This is a genomic window from Sphaerisporangium sp. NBC_01403 (assembly GCF_045040145.1).
Lineage (GTDB): Bacteria > Actinomycetota > Actinomycetes > Streptosporangiales > Streptosporangiaceae > Sphaerisporangium > Sphaerisporangium viridialbum.
Genome location: NZ_CP109534.1, coordinates 310129 through 327045, shown reverse-complemented (window position 1 = coordinate 327045; position 16917 = coordinate 310129). Strand labels below are relative to the sequence as shown.

Sequence of the window (16917 nt, the reverse complement as noted above, 5' to 3'; positions counted from 1 at the left end):
TACGTCACGCGCGAGGCGCATGAGACGTCCGAGACATCCATCAGGCGAGGGTAATTGGAGCACACCCTTACCAGATCGGCCAACAGAACATTCACGGACAAACGACATCAGATAATTAGATAAGGGGATAAATCCCCCTTCTCGCTTCCGTAACTATGCGGGACGAAAACCTTCACGGGCCTCGGAGGCGGCATGTTTGATCATCAGGTGCCTCGTGACGGAATACTCCTGAACCGCTTCCTGGCTCATGTCCTTGCCGAAGCCGCTACCCTTGACCCCTCCGTGCGGGGCCTCGGACGCGATCGGCAGGTGGTCGTTCACCCAGGTGACGCCCACGTCCAGCCGGTGGGCCACCCTGAGCGCCCTCGCGACGTCGCGCGACCACACCGAGGACGCCAGCCCGTAGGGCGTGTCGTTGGCGAGCCGCACCGCCTCGTCCTCGCCCGAGAACGGCAGCACGACGAGCACGGGCCCGAAAATCTCCCCCTGGACGATCTGGCTGCCCTGCGCCGCGCCGGCGATCAGCGTGGGCGGGTAGAAGAACCCGGGCCCCTCCGGCACCGCGCCGCCGCACACGATCTGGGCACCCTCGGCCGCGGCGCGCTCGACGAAGCCGTGCACGCGCGCCCGGTGGCCCTCGGAGATGAGTGGTCCGATGTCGGTGGCCGCGTCCCAGGGGTCGCCCATCCGGATGCCCCGGAGCGTGTCCCTCAGCGCCTCGACCGCCTCGTCGTACACCTCGCGCTCGACGTACACGCGCGTCGCCGCCGTGCAGTCCTGTCCGGTGTTGTACGTGGCGCCGAGGGCGACCCCCCTGGCCATCTCGGCGAGGTCGGCGTCGCCGAACACCAGCGCCGGGGCCTTGCCGCCCAGTTCGAGATGCACGCGCTTCAACCCTGAGCGCGCGTCGCCGGGGTCGCCGGCCGCGCGCCGCATGACCGAACGGCCGGTCGCCGTCGAGCCGGTCACGCTGATCATGTCGATCCCGGGGTCCCCGACCAGGGCCTCCCCCACCTCGGCGTCCCCGGTCACGACGCGGACGAGCCCCTCGGGGAAGCCCGCCTTCGCGGCCAGCTGCGCCAGGCGCAACGTCGTACCCGGCGTCTGGGGAGCGGGCTTGATGACGGCGCCGTTGCCGGCGGCGAGCGCGGGGCCGAGTTTCCAGATCGCCATGACCAGCGGGAAGTTCCAGGGCGCGATGGAGGCCACGACGCCGATCGGGCGGCGCACCAGCACCGAGGTGTAGCCGGTGCTCAGGACGCCCGCGCCCGTACCCTCCAGCGAGCGCGCGGCTCCCGCGAAGAACCGCAGGTTGTCGGCGGCGAACGGCAGCTCACCGTCACGGAACACCGTGGCGGGCTTGCCGGTCTCGCTCACCTCCAGCCGGGTCAGCTCGACGGCGTCGGTCTCCACGAGGTCGGCCAGGCGCAGCAGCACGCGTGAGCGTTCCGACGGCGTCGCCGCCGACCACTCCTGGTAGGCGTGCCGGGCCTCCCGTACGGCTTTCGCGACCTCGTCGAGCGGGGTGTCGGGCACGCCGGCCAGGCGCTCTCCGGTGGCGGGGTTGATGGGTGTCCTGCTCATGGTGCTCTTTCCCTGGTGCATTGGTGCGGCCGGTCCCCGTGCCCGGATGGGGCGCGGGGACCGGCGAGGTGGTGCTCAGACGGTGGCCGCTCAGGCGGCGCCGTTGGCCGTCCGCTCGATGAGGTCCGCGGCCTTGCGCAGGCCGTCGCGGTGGCGGATCTCCTCGCCCGCCTCGGCGAGGCGGGCCCGCAGCCCGGTGTCGCCGATCAGCCTGTCCAGCGCGCCGACGAGCTCCTCGTCGGTGAAGGCGTACGTCGACAGGCGCACGCCGTAGCCGAGCTCGTCGATGCGCTGGGCGTTGTCGTACTGGTCCCAGAACAGCGGCAGCAGGATCATCGGCTTGCCGAAGTGCAGCGCCTCGGTGGTGGTGTTGTTGCCGCCGTGCGTGATGACCAGGTCGACCATGGGGATGATCTTCGTCTGCGGGACGAACTCGGCTCCCCACATGTTGTCGGCCAGCTTGATCTCCTCGTGCAGCGGGCCCTTGGAGACGATGTAGCGGTGCGGCGTCGTGCCCAGCACGTCGATCACCCGCTGCATCAGCTCCACGTCGGCGGAGCCGAGCGAGCCGAGGGAGAAGTAGACCAGCGCACCCTCGCGGTCGGCCAGGGAGGCCGGCAGCTCGAAGGAGTCGTCGGTCTCGCGGACCGAGGAGTCCAGGCGGTGCCACGACTCGCCCAGCGGGCGGGCGTCGGTGTAGTCGGCGATCTCGGGGAACACGTAGAGGTTCAGGTCGCCCTCGTGGATGAACTCCAGCTCGGGCAGCGCGGGGGCGCCCTGCTCGACGACCCACTCGTTGAAGGCCGTCCAGATGTCGCGGTGGGTGCGGTCGTACTCGGCGAGGAACGCGCCCCACTCGCTGGAGTCGTCGGCGGGAAGGCCGCTGAACACCGGTGCGATGCCGTCGCCCTTCACCTCCAGCGGGTTGCAGGAGACGATGCGGACGAACGGCTTGCCCGCCGTGAGCAGCGCGGGGAAGGTGATGACGTTGTCCTCGACGATCACGTCGGGGTTCACCCGCTCGATGATCGCCTTGAGCTGCGGCTCGCAGTACTTCGCGCCGTCGATGAGCGCGTCCCAGATCGGCTTGGTGACGGTCTCCAGCTGCGCGAGGGTGGACTTGCGGTACTCCGGCGCGGTGTCGCGGATGAAGTCCTTCCAGAACTGGCCGGCGTCCTGCTCCTCCTCGGCCGGCGGGGCGAGGTCGACCAGGTCCTCCTCGAAGCCCAGCGCCGTCAGCTTGCCCTTCCACGACGCCTCGGCCGCGAACACCACGCGGTGGCCGCGGCGGCGCAGGATGTCGCCGATGCCGACGCAGTTGTTCGTCGGCCCGTAGGCGCTCTCCGGCATGAACAGGATGGTGGCCATCAGCACTCCAAAGAAATTGAAGAACGATTCAAATACGTGCGGGCAGGGTAGGTCAAATACCAGGCTTGTATGGCCTGATGCCGACGAGTCGTTTTAGACTCCATCTTCAACAACGGGGCACAGGGGAGGCTGGCATGAGCTCGCGCAAGAGCCGGGCGGACCGGCGGGTTGACCTCATCGAGGCCGCCCGGCGGGCGATCCTCCGTCACGGCACCCAGGGTGTACATCTCAACCACGTGGCCGAGGAGGCAGGGCTGACGTCGGGCGCGGTGCTCTACCACTACCCCGACCTGAGCGAGCTCCTGGTGGAGGCCCACCACGCCGGGATGGAGCGGTTCTACGAGGTGCGCGTCAAGCGGGTCGCCCGGTTGAGCGACCCCGCGGAGAAGCTCGTCGTCACGATCCGCTCGGGTCTGCCCGTCGGGCCGGACGACCCGGGCGTGCGGCTGCTGAACGAGCTGGGCGGCGCCGCGGCCCGCAACCGGGTGTACGCCGTCCTGCTCACCACGCTCTACGACCGGCAGGTGGCGATGTACCAGTCGATCCTGGACACCGGCTCGGCGCTCGGCGTGTTCAGCCTCACCGGCGACTCGGTGGTGATCTCGCGGAACCTCGTCGCGCTTGAGGACGCCTACGGCTACCGCATCACGGCGCGCCACCCGGTGATCGGCCCCGACGAGGCGGCGGAGAACATCCTCAGCTACGCCAGGACCGTCACCGGCAACACGCTCGAAGCCGCCGCTCACTGACCCCACTTCCGTCACCGGGCGATCAGCACCGCGTCCGCGGCGGACCAGCCGAGGCCGACCTCCGCGCCCGCGCGCACGCGGGTCGGCCCCTGCGCGGCCACCAGGATCGGGCGGTCGTGGCCGGGCACCCGCACCGCGATGTGGGACACGCCTCCGTAGAAGCTGACGTCGGCCACCACCCCGCGCAGGATCCCGCTCTCGCTGAGCGAGATCGACTCCGGCCGTACGCCGGCCAGCGCCGGGGCGCCGGCGGGGAGGCCTCCCTCGGCGGGCAGGGTCCCGAGGCCGGGCACGGACAGGCCGCCGCCGACCGCGGTCCCCTCGAACAGGTTGTTGGCCCCGATGAAGTCCGCCACGAACGGCGTGCCCGGCCGCTCGTACAGGCGCACGGGCGCGTCGATCTGCTGGACCCTGCCGGACTCCAGGACGGCGATGCGGTCGGCGAGCGACATCGCCTCCTCCTGGTCGTGGGTGACCACGACGAAGGTGATGCCCACCTCGTGCTGGAGCCGCTTGAGCTCCAGCTGCATCTCGGCGCGCACCTTCTTGTCCAGCGCGGACAGCGGCTCGTCGAGCAGGAGCAGCCGGGGCCGCTTCACGATGGCCCTGGCCAGCGCGACCCGCTGCCGCTGCCCACCCGAGAGCTGGTGGGGACGGCGGTTCGCGTGGTCGCCGAGGCCGACGGTCCCGAGCACCTCCTGGACCCGCGACCTGACCTCACCCCGCGCCAGTCCCTCGCGCTCCAGCCCGTACGCGACGTTCCTGGCCACGGTCATGTGGGGGAACAGCGCGTACGACTGGAACATCAGGTTGACCGGGCGGCGGTGCGCCGGGCGCGACAGCAGGTCGGTGCCGTCGAGCGTGACCGAGCCGCTGTCGGGCGACTCGAACCCGGCGAGGATGCGCAGCAGCGTGGTCTTGCCGCAGCCGCTCGGGCCGAGGAGGGCGAAGAACTCGCCCTGGCGGATGTCCAGGGTGACGTCGTCCAGGGCGACGACGTCACCGAACCTCCGGGAGACGCCCTCGATGCCCACAAGCGTCTGGGGTACGGCGGGCGCCTCGGGAAGAGCACTCATGTCAAGGACTCCGTCAGTCGGGTCATCCGCTGGGCGACGATGATCACGGTGAAGCTCACCGCGAGCAGGATCGTCGCCAGCGCGTTGATCTCAGGGGTGACCCCGAAGCGCACCATCGAGTAGATGACGATGGGCAGCGTCGGCTCGGTCGGGGCCGCGGTGAAGAAGGCGATCACGAACTCGTCCAGCGACAGCGTGAACGCCAGCAGCGCCCCGGCGGCGATGCCGGGGGCCAGGGTCGGCAGCGTGATCCGCGTGAACGTCGTCAGCGGCGACGCGCCGAGGTCGCGGGACGCCTCCTCCAGCGAGGTGTCGGCGTGGGTCAGCCTGGTCCGCACGACGGCGGCGACGAACGCCATGCCGAACACCGTGTGGGCGAGGATGATCGAATGGAGGCCGAGCGTCATCTTGACGGCCGCGTAGAAGACCAGCAGGCCGATGCCGACGACGATGTCGGGCAGGATCGCGGGCAGCAGGCCGAGCGCGTCCAGCAGCCGTGAGCGGGTGTGGCGTGCCATCCCCACGGCCAGCAGCGTGCCGAGCACCGTGGAAAGGACGGTGGCCCCCACGGCGACGATCAGCGTGTTGACCAGACCGGTTCTGATCATCTCGTCCCCCGCGAGCTCCCCGTACCACTTCAGGCTCACGCCCTCGAAGACGTACGGCGACTTGCCGGAGTTGAACGACATCACGACGAGCACGATGATCGGCGTGTACAGGAAGACGTAGGTGGCCCAGAAGGGCACGTAGATCAGCCGGCGTCTAGGCACGACGGCCCTCCGTCCCGCCGTACACGCGTGAGGCCCAGGCCTGCAGGAACAGCAGGACGATCAGCACGGCGATCACCGCCAGCGCCAGCGTCGAGCCGAACGGCCAGTCGCGGGCCTTGAGGAACTGGTCCCTGATCAGGTTGCCCACCATGATCGAGCGCCCGCCGCCGAGGATCTCGGGGATCACGAAGTTGCCGAGGCAGGGCACGAAGACGAAGACGCATCCGGTGAGGACTCCTGGCACGGTCAGCGGGAGCGTCACCGACAGGAACGTGCGCGCCGGGCGCGCCCCCAGGTTGGCCGACGCCTCGCGCAGCTGCGGGTCCAGCCGCTCGATCGCGGCGTACAGCGGAAGGATCATGAGCGGGAGGTACGAGTAGAGCAGGCCGGTGACGATCGTGCCCTCGTTGTAGAGCAGCTGGATCGGCTTGTCGATCAGGCCGATGCCGGTGAGGGTCTCGTTCACCAGGCCGGGCCCGCTGAGCAGGATCACCCAGGCGTAGACCCTGATCAGGAAGTTGGTCCAGAAGGGCATGACGATGGCGATCAGCGCGATCGTCTTCCACTTCCTGGGCAACTGCGCGATGACGTAGGCCGTGGGGTAGCCGATCAGCAAGGCCACCAGCGTCGTGATCCCGGCGGTCTTCACCGAGCTGACGACGATGTCGAAGTAGAGCGGGTCGAAGAGGCGGCTGAAGTTCTCCAGTGTGGCCTCGTAGACCACCCCGCCGAACCGGCCCCGCTGGAAGATCGTGTAGCTCAGCACGAGGGCGAGCGGGATCAGCAGGAAGACGATCAGGTAGCCGAGCCCCGGACCGAGGAACGCCAGCCTGGCGCCCGCCGTCGCGAGGGCACGGGACCGGCGCGGTGACCGGCCCGAGGAGGGGCCGGCCACCGCGCCGGGTCGTGCGATGTCGTGCTTGGTAGTCAAGTCGGAACCGTCGCTACTTTTGCGCCGAGATCTCGGTGGCGAGGCGCGTGTACTTGGTGGAGTCCTGGCCCAGGTCGATGATCGACTCGCCCTTCAGCAGCTCGGCCGGGTTCATCTGCAGCGGCGTGTTCTGCTTCAGGAGCGCCGGGTTGTTCTTGGCGACCTCGTCCATGGCGGCCTTGTTGGGCACCTTGTACAGGATGTTCTCCGCCACCCAGCTGTGGACGGACGGGTCGAGGATGTAGTTGATGAACGCGTGCGCGGCCTCCTTGTTCTTGGAGGACTTCATGATCACCATGGTGTCCGACCAGAGGTCGCTGCCTTCCTTCGGCACCATGAACTTGATCTTCGGGTTGGTGGTCGGGCACCAGCCGTCCCACGCCTCCACCATCGCGGCCTCACCCTTGTCGAGCTTGGCGCCGAACGTGACGTCGTCGTAGAGCATGCCCGCCTGCTTGGCCTTGACCAGCAGGTCCTTGGCCTCGCCGAGCTGCTTGTCGTCGGTGGTGTTGATGGAGTAGTTCAGGTACTTCAGCGCGGGCAGGGCGAGCCACCGCTCGGTGGTCATCATGGTGACCTTGCCCTTGAGGTCCGCCGGCGGGTTCAGGATGTCGTTCCAGCTGGTCGGCGGGGTCTTCACAAGGTCGGTGCGGTAGCAGATGCCCGTCGTGCCCCAGGTGTAGGGCACCGAGAACTTGTTGCCCTTGTCGAAGGAGAGCTGCGACGCCTCGGGGTACAGGTTGGCGAGGTTCGGGATGAGCTCCGGGTGGAGCGGCTCGAGCAGCCCCTGCTCGTTCAGCGCCTGCGCGTACTGGCCCGAGACGAACCCAACGTCGACGCCACTGTCGGCGTTGGTGGCCAGCTTGGCCATCGCCGCCTCGTTGGTGTCGTGAAGGGCGATCTTCACCTCGACGCCGAGCTTCTCCTTGACCTTGGCGGGAAGGTCCTTCGGGCTGTAGTCCGGCCAGATCGACACGGTGAGCGACTGCTTGCTCAGGTCGGCGTTGGGGTTCAGCTGGTCGGTCGCCGCGCTCGGCGCCGCGCCGTCGGCGCTCGTCGAGCTGCCGCCACCGCACGCCGCCAGGGCAAGCACAAGACCGGCGGCGACAGCGGCAGCCGGAAGACGACGGGTGTACCGGATTCGGGACACGGCCGCTACTCCTTAGGTTCTGAAGGTTCTGTGGTACGAGAAAGACCGCAGTGCCTGACCTTCGCACGGCAGACCAAAGCAGGAGTGTTGCAGCACATATCAACATGAGCAAGACTTTCCACGACATTGTTAGCTCGTAGTTTGGTTGTTGAGTTGAATCTGAGTTCAACAGATCCTGACGGGGTCGCGTCTCCCGGGTGGCCGCCGGTCGCCGGTGACGGCACGACCGCCCGGCTCGTCGCTGCGCTGTCGCAGGGCGCGCGCCCGCCGGGGGACTATACGGTCCTGCGGTTCCATCCCCTGCCTTCGATCCAGCTCACGGCGGCCGAACGGGGCTTCGACGTCGACCAGACCAACCACTCGGTCGTCGTGGACGAGTCGGTGGTGGTCAAATGGCTCACCCCGCCCCTGCCGCTCCCCCAGCCCGCCCCGGAGTTCTTCGCCCACCTGACGGCCGTCGGTTTCACCGAGACCGCCCTGCCGTACGCCGCGCTGTCGGCGCGTTCTCCGAGCGGGGACGAGACGCTGGTGGCCCTGGTCACCGGCTACCTGCCGGACGCCAGGGACGGCTGGGAGTGGTGCGTGGACGAGGCGGTGGCCGGGCGCACCGCCTTCGCCGCCGACCTCGGGCGGCTCGCCGCCGACCTGCACGTGGCGATGGCCACTCCCTCACCCACTTTCCCCGACGCCGTGCGCACCGCCCACCCGGGCGCCGAGTGGGCCACACGCGCCGAGAGAGCCCTCGGCGAGGCGCTGGAGCTGACGGGCGGTGAGGACGGCGCCTGGCTGGCCGGGCGCGCCGCCGAGCTGGCCCGCGAGATCGAGCCGCTCGGCCGCGTGGGCGCCACCCCGCTGATCCGCATCCACGGAGACCTGCACGTCGGCCAGACGCTCCGCTGGCGCGACGGCTACGCCGTGATCGACTTCGACGGCAACCCCACGGTCACCGGAGCCGACCCCTTCCAGCCCGCGGCCCGCGACCTCGCGCAGCTCCGCACGAGCCTCGAACACGTGGCCCAGGTGGCGATCATGCGCAGGGACGCCGACCCGGAACAGGCGCTCCTGTGGGCCGCCACCGCACGCGAGACCCTGGCCTCGGCCTACCGCGAGCGCCTGACCGCACGCGGCATGTCCGCGCTCCTGGACGAGTCGCTGCTCGGCCCCCTGGAGATCGAGCAGGAGTGCCGCGAGCTGATCTACGCCACCCGCCACCTTCCCCGCTGGCGCTACGCCCCCATGGGCGTCCTGCGCAGCCGCTTCCCCGCCGATGAGACTGAGCAGACCCCCGCTGAGGAGACCCTGTGAACCCCGAGCTGTACCTGGCCGATCTGGAGGGCAAGCCGGCGGCGCTTTCGGCGCTGGCCGGCGTGCTCGACGCGGGGAACCCGTTCGCCGGGGTGCCGCAGGGGGTCCGGCGGGTGGTCTTCCTCGGCATGGGCAGCTCGCGGTACGCCGCGGGGGTCGCGGCGCTGCGGCTGCGCGCGGCGGGCGTCGACGCGGTCGCGGAGTACGGCTCGGCGGCACTCGGATACCCGCCCGGCGACGACACGCTCGTGGTCGCGATCTCCGCCACCGGAGGCAGCCGCGAGACCCTGGACGCGCTGTCGCGCTACCAGGGCAGGTCACCCGTCCTCGCCCTCACCAACACCCCGGGCTCGGCCGTCACGGAGGGCGCCGACCTGGTCGTGGAGATGGCGGCGGGCGAGGAGCGCGGCGGGGTGTCCTGCCGCACCTTCCAGCACACGCTGGCGCTGCTGCTCGCTCTGGAGGCCAGGCTCACGGGCACCGGGGCCGACGTCGCCGGGCTGGTACGCCGCGCCGCCGACGCCACCTCCGACCTGCTGGACCGCAGGGGCACCTGGCTGGCCGACACGCTGGCCCTGCTCGACGGCCCCCACGGGGTCTACACGATCGCGCCCGCCGAGCGGCTGTCCTCGGCCGAGCAGTCGGCGCTGATGTTCCGCGAAGGTCCGCGCCGGCCCGCCGACGCCGCCGAGACGGGCGACTGGGCGCACGTGGACGTGTACCTCACCAAGACCCTCGACTACCGGGCGATCCTGTTCCCCGGCTCCCGTTACGACGGGCAGGCCATGGACTGGGTGCGGCAGCGGGGCTCCACCGTGCTGGCGGTGGGCGGCGAGGTGGAGGGCGCCCACGCCCTCAGGTACGCGGGCGACGACGATCCGGACGTGGCGCTGCTGACCGAGACCCTGGTGGCCGAGCTGGTGGCCGGAACGTGGTGGGCCGGCTCGCGTTGAGGCCGGCGTGCGGTCCGGTACGGCGGCGCCGTACCGGACCGGTGGTCAGTTCGTGCGGCCGTACGCCGACCTGACGGTCAGGACGTACTCGACGAGCTTGATCAGCGTCGACTTGACGGCGTCCCTGGAACGGGCGTCGGTGCGCACGATCGGGATGTGCGGGGCGAGCGTCAGCGCCTCCCGCACCTCCTGCTCGACGTGCGGGTAGTGCCCGTCCCAGCCGTTGATGCCGACGACGAACGGGAGGCCGGCCTCCTCGAAGTAGTCGATCGCCGGGAAGCAGTCGGCCAGCCGGCGGGTGTCGACCAGCACGACCGCGCCGATGGCACCGCGGACCAGGTCGTCCCACATGAACCAGAACCGGTGCTGGCCAGGCGTGCCGAACAGGTAGAGGATCAGGTCCTGGTCCAGCGAGAGCCGGCCGAAGTCCATCGCCACCGTGGTCGTCGTCTTGTGCGGTGTCAGACCCAGGTCGTCGATGCCCGCGCTGGCGTCGGTCATGACCGCCTCGGTGGTCAGCGGGAGGATCTCCGACACCGCCCCCACGAAGGTGGTCTTGCCGACGCCGAAGCCGCCCGCGACGACGATCTTCGTCGACGTGAGCGCGCCGCCACGGCTAGAGCCTGCGAAGTCCACTGAGAACCCTTTCGAGCAGGTTGTGGTCTGGTAGTCCCTGGTTGAGCCGCGGCAGATGCAGGCGAACCAGACCTTCGTCGGCCATATCGGCGATCAGCACGCGGGCCACGCCGAGCGGGACCCGCAGCAGTGCGGAGATCTCGGCGACCGAACGGACGGAGTGGCAGAGCACGATGATCGCTTCCTGCTCGGGAGTGAGCAGGGACAAATCATCGCTCATTATGGGGGCCGATGAGACCAGAGTTTCCATCGCGAGGTGGTAGTTCGGCTCGGCCCGGCCCCCGGTGACGGCGTACGGACGGAAGAGAGGCTCGTCCTCCGTCCCGTCGCCCCCCAGCATCACCGGATCCTGGACGTCTGCAACTCAGCGCGCAGGGCAGGGGTGAGCACCTGGCCCGCTCGCTCCGCCAGCAGCGTCATCTGGTACGCGACCAGACCCATGTCACAGTCGGGGGACGCGAGCACGGCCAGGCACGACCCGTCGCTGATGGCCATGACCAGCATGATGCCGTGCTGCATCTCGACCACGGTCTGCGTCACGCCTCCGCCGTCGAACACGCGGGACGCGCCCACCGTCAGGCTCAGCAGCCCGGCCGCGACGGCGGCGAGCTGGTCGGCCCGGTCAGCCGGGAACCCCTCGGAGTTCGCCAGCCGGAGGCCGTCGGTGGAAACCACGACCGCGTGCGCCACGCCCGGTGTTCCGCTGACGAACTCCGTGATCAGCCAGTCGAACCTGCGTGCCTCGTGACTTAGCTCAATCACGAGCCCTCCTCATCAGTACGGCGTCAGTCAGTGCGGGGTTGGTCGTTGTCAGGATTGCGGGACGCGGAGTCCGAGATGTCGGCCCGGCCACGCTGGATGCCCTGCTGGAAGCGCGACATCCGGGCGCGGATCTGCTCGGCGGACACGTCCGGGCGCGGCGGGGGCGCCGCGGCGGGTGTGGACGGGGCCACCGATCCCGGCACAAGGTTGGCCTTCGGCGTCCTCTTCGGCAAACCGGAGGCGGTGATGCCTCCCAAGGAGGGATCCACCACAGCGCCGGCCGCCTGCCAGCCGCTGTCGGCGGTGGAGCCCCATGCTCCGGTCCCGGAAGCACCCCGTGAGGGCTCCGGGGCCTGCGAAGCGCTCTCGGCGTGCCTCCCCTGACCGGGTGCCGTCGCGGGCCCCTGCGGACCCGCCGGCCCTGGCATGCCGTCGGCGGCGATCTCCCGGGCGTCGGGACGGCGGAACCACGCCGACTCGACCGAAGCGAAGATCGGCAAGTATTCGTCCCCTCGTTCCAGCGGCGACTCGTGATTGCCGGTCGGCGAGTCCTCTGCCTCCTCGGTCCCCCACGTCTCGGCACCTCGGCCCACCGGGCCCGCAGGTGCGAAGGGGGCCGCCGCCGCGGGCCCGGTGGCCGGTCCCGCGGGCGATCTGGGGGGGAGGCCGTTCGGGCCAGTGGACGATCCGGGCGACCTCGCGGGCAGCCCGTTCGGCCCGGTGGTGGATCCCGGTGATCTCGGGCCGGTCGGCGGCCCCGTCGGCCCGGTGGAGGGCCCGACCGGGCCGAGTCCAGGCCCCCCGCCAGGACCGACCGGTCCAAGTGGCCCGGTGCCGGGATCGGCCGAACCCAGCGCCGCGGTGTACGCGGGATCCAGTGCCCCCGGCATCGGACCGGTGTACCCCGACAGGGGCCCGGTGGGCGCCGGGTCCACGAAGGCCCCGCGCGGCCCGGGGCCGGCCGAGCGCACGCGGTTGAAGACGGACGAGGCTCCGGTGCCGTTGAACTCGGCGAACGTGGGAGACGACCCGCTGGACGCGCGTTCGGCGGGAGCCTCGCCCTGGTCGCCCCGCTGGGGCAGCACCGGCGCCCGCCCGGCCGCGACGCTGATGAGCTGCGGCGGGAAGAGCACCATGGCGATGAGGCCGGCCGAGTCGCCGCGCCGCAACTGGACGCGGATGTTGTGGCGCAGCGCAAGGCGGCCGACCACGAACAGGCCCATGCGGCGGGACACCGAGACGTCCACCACGGGCGGGTCGGCCAGCCGGCGGTTGACCTCGGCGATCTCCTCCGGCGTCATGCCGATGCCGGAGTCGCTGACGGCCAGGAGCGCGCCGCCTCCCTCGATCATGCTGCTCGACACCACGACCCGGGTGTTCCCCGGCGAGAAGGACAGGGCGTTCTCGACCAGCTCGGCGACCAGGTGGACCACGTCGTTGGCGGCGTGCCCGGCGACGGCGGAGCCTCTGTGGACCTTGACGCTCACCCGCTCGTAGCCCTCGACCTCCGACAGCGAGGCCCGCACGACGTCCACCAGCTTGGCGGGCTGGCTGCGCTTGCGCGCGGCCTCGTGGCCGGCGAGGACCAGCAGGTTCTCACTGTTGCGGCGCATGCGGGTGGCCAGGTGGTCGAGCTTGAACAGGTCGCCCAGGCGCGCGCCGTCCTGCTCTCCGCGCTCCAGGCCGTCGATCAGCGAGATCTGCCGCTCGACCAGCGTCTGGATGCGGCGCGAGAGGTTGACGAACATCGCGTTGACGTTGCCGCGCAGCTGCGACTCCTCGGCGGCGAGGCGCAGGGCCTGCCGGTGGACCTCGTCGAAGGCGCTGGCGACCTCTCCGATCTCGTCGTGAGTGCCCACGATGATCGGCTGGACGTCCGGAGCCTCCGCTGCCTCGCCCGACTCGCGCATGTGCCGCACCACCGCGGGCAGGCGGAACCCGGCGATCTCCAGCGCCTCGGAGCGCAGCTTGCGCAGGGGCCTGACCAGCGAGCGGGCGATCAGGACCGTGGTGGCGAGGACCAGCAGGACCAGGGCGAGGATCAGCACCCCTGCGATGATCGCGTTGCGCCGTTCAGCCGATTCGAGGGCGGCCCCCCGGGAGGCGACCGAGGCGGCCACCCGCGTCTCCACCTGCTGGAGCAGCTGGATGGCCTTGGTGCTGTCGTCGAACCACTGCTTGACGGCGGTGCCGCGCCCGCCGGCGTCGCGTACGGGAAGGTTGCGGCTGGCCAGGGCGATGGCCCACGACTTGGTCAGCTCGGCCCTGATGACCTGGGTGCCCCTGACGGTCTGGGCGAGGAAGCGCCCGTTGTCGGCTCCGGCCTCGCCGTTGAACGTGGTCATCGCGGCCTTCTGCCGCGACCGCGAGGCGATGAACTCCTCAAGGGTGTCGGAGCTGAACCGGTCGCCGCGTGCCAGCGTGCCGACGAGCGTGCCGCGCTGCTGGGACGCCTCCTCCTTGGCGTGGGCCAGAGCGCTGAGAGCGCGCGAGTCGCCGGTGAGCCGCGAGTCGTCGTTCGCCTGGCTGATCTCGTCGTGCAGGCGGAGCAGCGAGGCCACCAGGTCGGTGTACTTCGCCGGCTGGCCGCCCTTGCGGATGACGGCCATGGTGTCGAGCCGGGTCGAGACCTGCCGGGCGTCCTCGACGGCGCGCACGCCGTAGTCGGAGTCGATCTTCCCGAGGTCGTCGCGTACCTTCGTGACGGCGGTGTCGACGGCCTTGCGCTGGTCGGCGAGCGCGGCCTTCTGCTGGCGGGCCGTCTGGTACCAGACCGTCCTGTCGCGTTCCAGCCCCAGCTCCAGGCTGAGGTCGCGCAGATGACCGGCGATCACGGCCTCGGCCGCGCTCCGCTGGTAGGCGCTGACACTGTCGATCGAGGACACCACGCGCAGACCCGCGAGCAGCACGCCGACGACCGTCGGCACCAGGATGAGCGCCGTCAGACGCGCGGGCACCCGCCAGTTGCGCAGCGAGAACCGCGACGCGCCCTTGCGCCCGTGCTGGGGGCCGGGACCGCCCTGTCCCCCCGGACGCTTGTGCCGCTTGGCTCCCGCGCCCGCACCGGACTGGAGTGTGGTCTTGGTCCCGGTTTCAGTCGTGTTCACCGCCACCCCCCGCGATCTTCCATGCATGGATGACGGCATGGCTGATAACTACATAAGCGGGGACAATTCGACCACAAGGTCACCAATGCCGTGGCCAGAACCGGGACACCGAACGTAATTGTTATGAATCCCGGAGCTATCGCGACGTCTCCGACCTGCGAAAGTCAGCGCAGGGCCGCGAGCACGTGCTCCCGTACCTGCGCCCGCTGCGCGGCGTCGGTGATGGGCCGGCCTGACCTGTCCACCACGTAGAAGACGTCGACCGCCTCCGCGCCGAGAGTCTCCACTCGTGCGGCGCGGACGTCAAGGTTACATTCACCAAAAGCACGGCCGATTCGCCACAAAAGGCCTGGACGATCATGTGCTCGCACCTCCACGACGGTGGCCGTCTGGGAGGCGTCGTCGACCAGGCTGACCCTCGGCGGGGCCACCGGAACGCGGGCCGGCCGCAGCGATCGCGTGCGCCGGGCCAGCCGCTGCTCGATGTCCAGCCGGCCCGCGAGCACCAGCCGCAGGTCGGCCTCCAGCGTCGCGGGATCCGGCGGCGTGCCGTACTCGGGCACGACCGAGAACTCGATCACCGCCGTGGAGGAGGCGGAGGCGGCGGAGGCCGCGCGCACGACCATGCGGTGGGCCGCCAGCACGCCGGCCGCCCGCCAGAGCAGGCCGGGACGGTCGGGCGCGACCACGGTGACCGCGCCGCCGTTCACGCGCACCGCGCCGCCGCCGTGCCTGGCCAGGGACGCCTGCTGCGCCGACAGCGAGGGAGCGGGCGCCGGCGGGGTGCCGGACAGCGCCGAGCGCACCCTGCGGACCAGCTCGGAGACCAGGGACGCCTTCCAGGTGTTCCAGGCGGCCGGGCCGGTGGCGTTGCCGTCGGCGACGGCCAGGGCGGCCAGCAGTTCGAGCACCTCGCGCGAGCCGACCGCCTCGGCGACCCGCGAGATCGTCACCGGGTCGTCGAGGTCGCGGCGGGTGGCGGTCTCGGGCAGCAGGAGGTGGTGGCGGACCACGGTGGCCAGCGTGTCGACGTCGGCGGGCGGCAGGCCCATGCGGGCGCCGATGTCCCTGGCGACGATCTCGCCGGTCGTCGAGTGGTCGCCAGGCCAGCCCTTGCCCACGTCGTGCAGCAGGGCCGAGATGAGCAGCAGGTCGGGGCGGGACACCTCGCGGGTGAACGACGCGGCGCCCGCCGCCGCCTCGATGAGGTGGCGGTCGACCGTGAAGCGGTGGACCGGGTTGCGCTGCGGGCGGTGCCGCACGCGTTCCCAGTCGGGGATGAGCCTGACGATGATGCCCGCCTGGTCGAGCTCCTCCCACACGGGAACGGCCGCGCGCCCGGCGCCGAGCAGCGCCACCAGGGCGTCGCGGGCCTCGTCCGGCCAGGGGACGGGCAGCGCGGGCGACTGGGCCGCGAGCACGGAGACGGTGGCGGGAGCCATCGGGAGCCCGGCCTCGGCGGCGGCGGCCGCCGCCCTGAGCACCAGGACGGGATCGTCCTTGGGGTTGACGCCGCGCGCCAGCACCACCTCGCCGCCGTGCTCGACGACGCCGTCGGCCAGCGGGCGACGGCCGCGGGGCGCCGGCCCCGACAGCAGGCGGTCGACGGTGCGCCAGGTGGCGTCGAAGGCGTGGGCGATCGTGCGGCCGGCCTCGGCCAGGCGGCGCATCAGGGCCTCGGCGTCCAGCAGGCCGAGCGCCGCCGCGACGGCGTCCTGCTCCTGGAGCACGAGGCGGTCGGCGCCGCGCGCCGTGACCAGGTGGAGCCCGTGCCGGACGTCCAGCAGGAACTCGTACGCCTCGCGCACGCGGGGCCCGGGCGCGGAGGCGACCCAGGCCGCGGCGACGGCCTGCATGGCCTGCACGTCGCGGATGCCGCCTCGGGAGTCCTTGAGGTCGGGCTCCAGCAGGAAGGCCAGCTCTCCTGAGGACTCGGCGCGCTTGTCCGCCGCCTCGCGCAGCTCGGCGAGCCTGCGGCGCGAGTCGGCGCGCCACTCGGCGAGGACGGCCTCACGGGCCGCCCTGGTCAGCTCGGGGTCCCCGGTGACGTGGCGGGCCTGGATCAGCCCGAGCACCGCCTTGAGGTCCTCGCGCGCGACCTTGGTGACCTCGTCGACCGTGCGGACCGAATGGTCGAGCCCGAGGCCGGAGTCCCAGATGGGGTACCAGATGCGGTCGGCGATGCGGGCGACATCGTCCTGACCGTTGTGCACGAGCACCAGGTCGAGGTCGCTTCCCGGGGCGAGCTCTCCTCGTCCCAGGCTGCCGACCGCGACCAGGGCGGCACCGGTGCCCGCGAAGGCGGCACCGGTGCCCGCGGCAGGGGCGCCGGACCCCATCAGGGAGGTGCCGGCGCCGCGTTCCTCTCCGGACGCGAACCCACTCTTCGCCCCCCCGGGCAGGTTCCGGCCTTCCCGTGCGAACGGCTGTGGACACGCCGTTCTGAACAGGTCGGCCAGCCAGCGGTCGATGTCCGCGGCCCGCTCCTTGCGGGCCGCGGCATATGAGCGAGCGTCGCCTCTCATC

At 71.0% G+C, this 16917-nt stretch carries 14 protein-coding genes; 3 read left to right on the top strand and 11 right to left on the bottom strand.

From position 1 onward, the window contains the following. Positions 1 to 153: 153 nt before the first annotated feature. On the bottom strand, positions 154 to 1584 hold the full coding sequence (locus OG589_RS01360) for an aminobutyraldehyde dehydrogenase (protein ID WP_405145395.1): 1431 nt from the start codon (positions 1582 to 1584) through the stop codon (positions 154 to 156). A 90-nt stretch (positions 1585 to 1674) separates the two neighbouring features. Continuing rightward, positions 1675 to 2952 carry a glycosyltransferase gene (locus OG589_RS01355; RefSeq protein WP_405145393.1) on the bottom strand — a complete coding sequence of 426 codons (1278 nt, stop codon included), beginning with the start codon at positions 2950 to 2952 and terminating at the stop codon, positions 1675 to 1677. A gap of 134 nt (positions 2953 to 3086) precedes the next feature. On the opposite strand from OG589_RS01355, the gene OG589_RS01350 reads away from it, so the two are divergent. Next, a complete protein-coding gene (locus OG589_RS01350; protein WP_405145391.1) occupies positions 3087 to 3701 on the top strand; it encodes a TetR/AcrR family transcriptional regulator in 615 nt (204 codons plus the stop codon). Positions 3702 to 3712: 11 nt separating this feature from the next. Here OG589_RS01350 and OG589_RS01345 read toward each other — a convergent pair whose 3' ends face one another. Genes OG589_RS01345 through OG589_RS01330 form a run of 4 tightly spaced genes read right to left on the bottom strand, consistent with a single transcriptional unit; the run spans position 3713 to position 7628 of the window. Next, positions 3713 to 4777 (bottom strand): ABC transporter ATP-binding protein, encoded by a 1065-nt coding sequence (locus tag OG589_RS01345; protein ID WP_405145389.1) that lies wholly within the window; start codon positions 4775 to 4777, stop codon positions 3713 to 3715. Then, on the bottom strand, positions 4774 to 5547 hold the full coding sequence (locus tag OG589_RS01340; protein ID WP_405145388.1) for an ABC transporter permease: 774 nt from the start codon (positions 5545 to 5547) through the stop codon (positions 4774 to 4776). The genes OG589_RS01345 and OG589_RS01340 overlap by 4 nt, the downstream gene beginning before the upstream one ends. Then, positions 5540 to 6478, bottom strand: coding sequence for an ABC transporter permease (locus OG589_RS01335; protein WP_405145386.1), 939 nt, complete (start codon positions 6476 to 6478; stop codon positions 5540 to 5542). Before OG589_RS01335 ends, OG589_RS01340 begins: the two co-directional genes overlap by 8 nt. A 13-nt stretch (positions 6479 to 6491) precedes the next feature. Then, the gene (locus tag OG589_RS01330) at positions 6492 to 7628 is read right to left on the bottom strand and encodes a spermidine/putrescine ABC transporter substrate-binding protein (protein ID WP_405145384.1); all 1137 of its coding nucleotides are present in this window, start codon (positions 7626 to 7628) and stop codon (positions 6492 to 6494) included. A 153-nt stretch (positions 7629 to 7781) separates the two neighbouring features. Here OG589_RS01330 and OG589_RS01325 point away from each other — a divergent pair, with 153 nt between their 5' ends. After that, entirely contained in the window at positions 7782 to 8933 is a 1152-nt protein-coding gene (locus OG589_RS01325; protein WP_405145382.1) for a hypothetical protein, read from the top strand. Further along, entirely contained in the window at positions 8930 to 9886 is a 957-nt protein-coding gene (locus OG589_RS01320) for an SIS domain-containing protein (protein ID WP_405145380.1), read from the top strand. Before OG589_RS01325 ends, OG589_RS01320 begins: the two co-directional genes overlap by 4 nt. Positions 9887 to 9931: 45 nt before the next feature. On the opposite strand, the gene OG589_RS01315 is transcribed toward OG589_RS01320, so the two are convergent. The 5 genes from OG589_RS01315 to OG589_RS01295 all read right to left on the bottom strand — a co-directional run bounded on the left by OG589_RS01315 (position 9932) and on the right by OG589_RS01295 (position 16916). Next, positions 9932 to 10522: a GTP-binding protein gene (locus OG589_RS01315; RefSeq protein ID WP_405145379.1), complete on the bottom strand. Its 591-nt coding sequence runs from the start codon at positions 10520 to 10522 to the stop codon at positions 9932 to 9934. Next, entirely contained in the window at positions 10503 to 10862 is a 360-nt protein-coding gene (locus OG589_RS01310; protein WP_405145378.1) for a DUF742 domain-containing protein, read from the bottom strand. Before OG589_RS01310 ends, OG589_RS01315 begins: the two co-directional genes overlap by 20 nt. Then, on the bottom strand, positions 10862 to 11284 hold the full coding sequence (locus tag OG589_RS01305) for a roadblock/LC7 domain-containing protein (protein WP_405145377.1): 423 nt from the start codon (positions 11282 to 11284) through the stop codon (positions 10862 to 10864). Before OG589_RS01305 ends, OG589_RS01310 begins: the two co-directional genes overlap by 1 nt. A gap of 23 nt (positions 11285 to 11307) precedes the next feature. Continuing rightward, positions 11308 to 14391: a nitrate- and nitrite sensing domain-containing protein gene (locus tag OG589_RS01300; RefSeq protein ID WP_405145376.1), complete on the bottom strand. Its 3084-nt coding sequence runs from the start codon at positions 14389 to 14391 to the stop codon at positions 11308 to 11310. A 164-nt stretch (positions 14392 to 14555) separates the two neighbouring features. Continuing rightward, positions 14556 to 16916, bottom strand: a complete 2361-nt coding sequence (locus OG589_RS01295; protein WP_405151936.1) for a [protein-PII] uridylyltransferase — start codon at positions 16914 to 16916, stop codon at positions 14556 to 14558. Between the last annotated feature and the right edge of the window lies 1 nt (position 16917).

Coding starts and splice junctions, on each gene's coding strand:
- OG589_RS01360 (WP_405145395.1), bottom strand. CDS start 1,584: ATGAGCAGGACACCCATCAACCCCGCCACCGGAGAGCGCCTGGCCGGC.
- OG589_RS01355 (WP_405145393.1), bottom strand. CDS start 2,952: ATGGCCACCATCCTGTTCATGCCGGAGAGCGCCTACGGGCCGACGAAC.
- OG589_RS01350 (WP_405145391.1), top strand. CDS start 3,087: ATGAGCTCGCGCAAGAGCCGGGCGGACCGGCGGGTTGACCTCATCGAG.
- OG589_RS01345 (WP_405145389.1), bottom strand. CDS start 4,777: ATGAGTGCTCTTCCCGAGGCGCCCGCCGTACCCCAGACGCTTGTGGGC.
- OG589_RS01310 (WP_405145378.1), bottom strand. CDS start 10,862: ATGCTGGGGGGCGACGGGACGGAGGACGAGCCTCTCTTCCGTCCGTAC.
- OG589_RS01295 (WP_405151936.1), bottom strand. CDS start 16,916: ATGAGAGGCGACGCTCGCTCATATGCCGCGGCCCGCAAGGAGCGGGCC.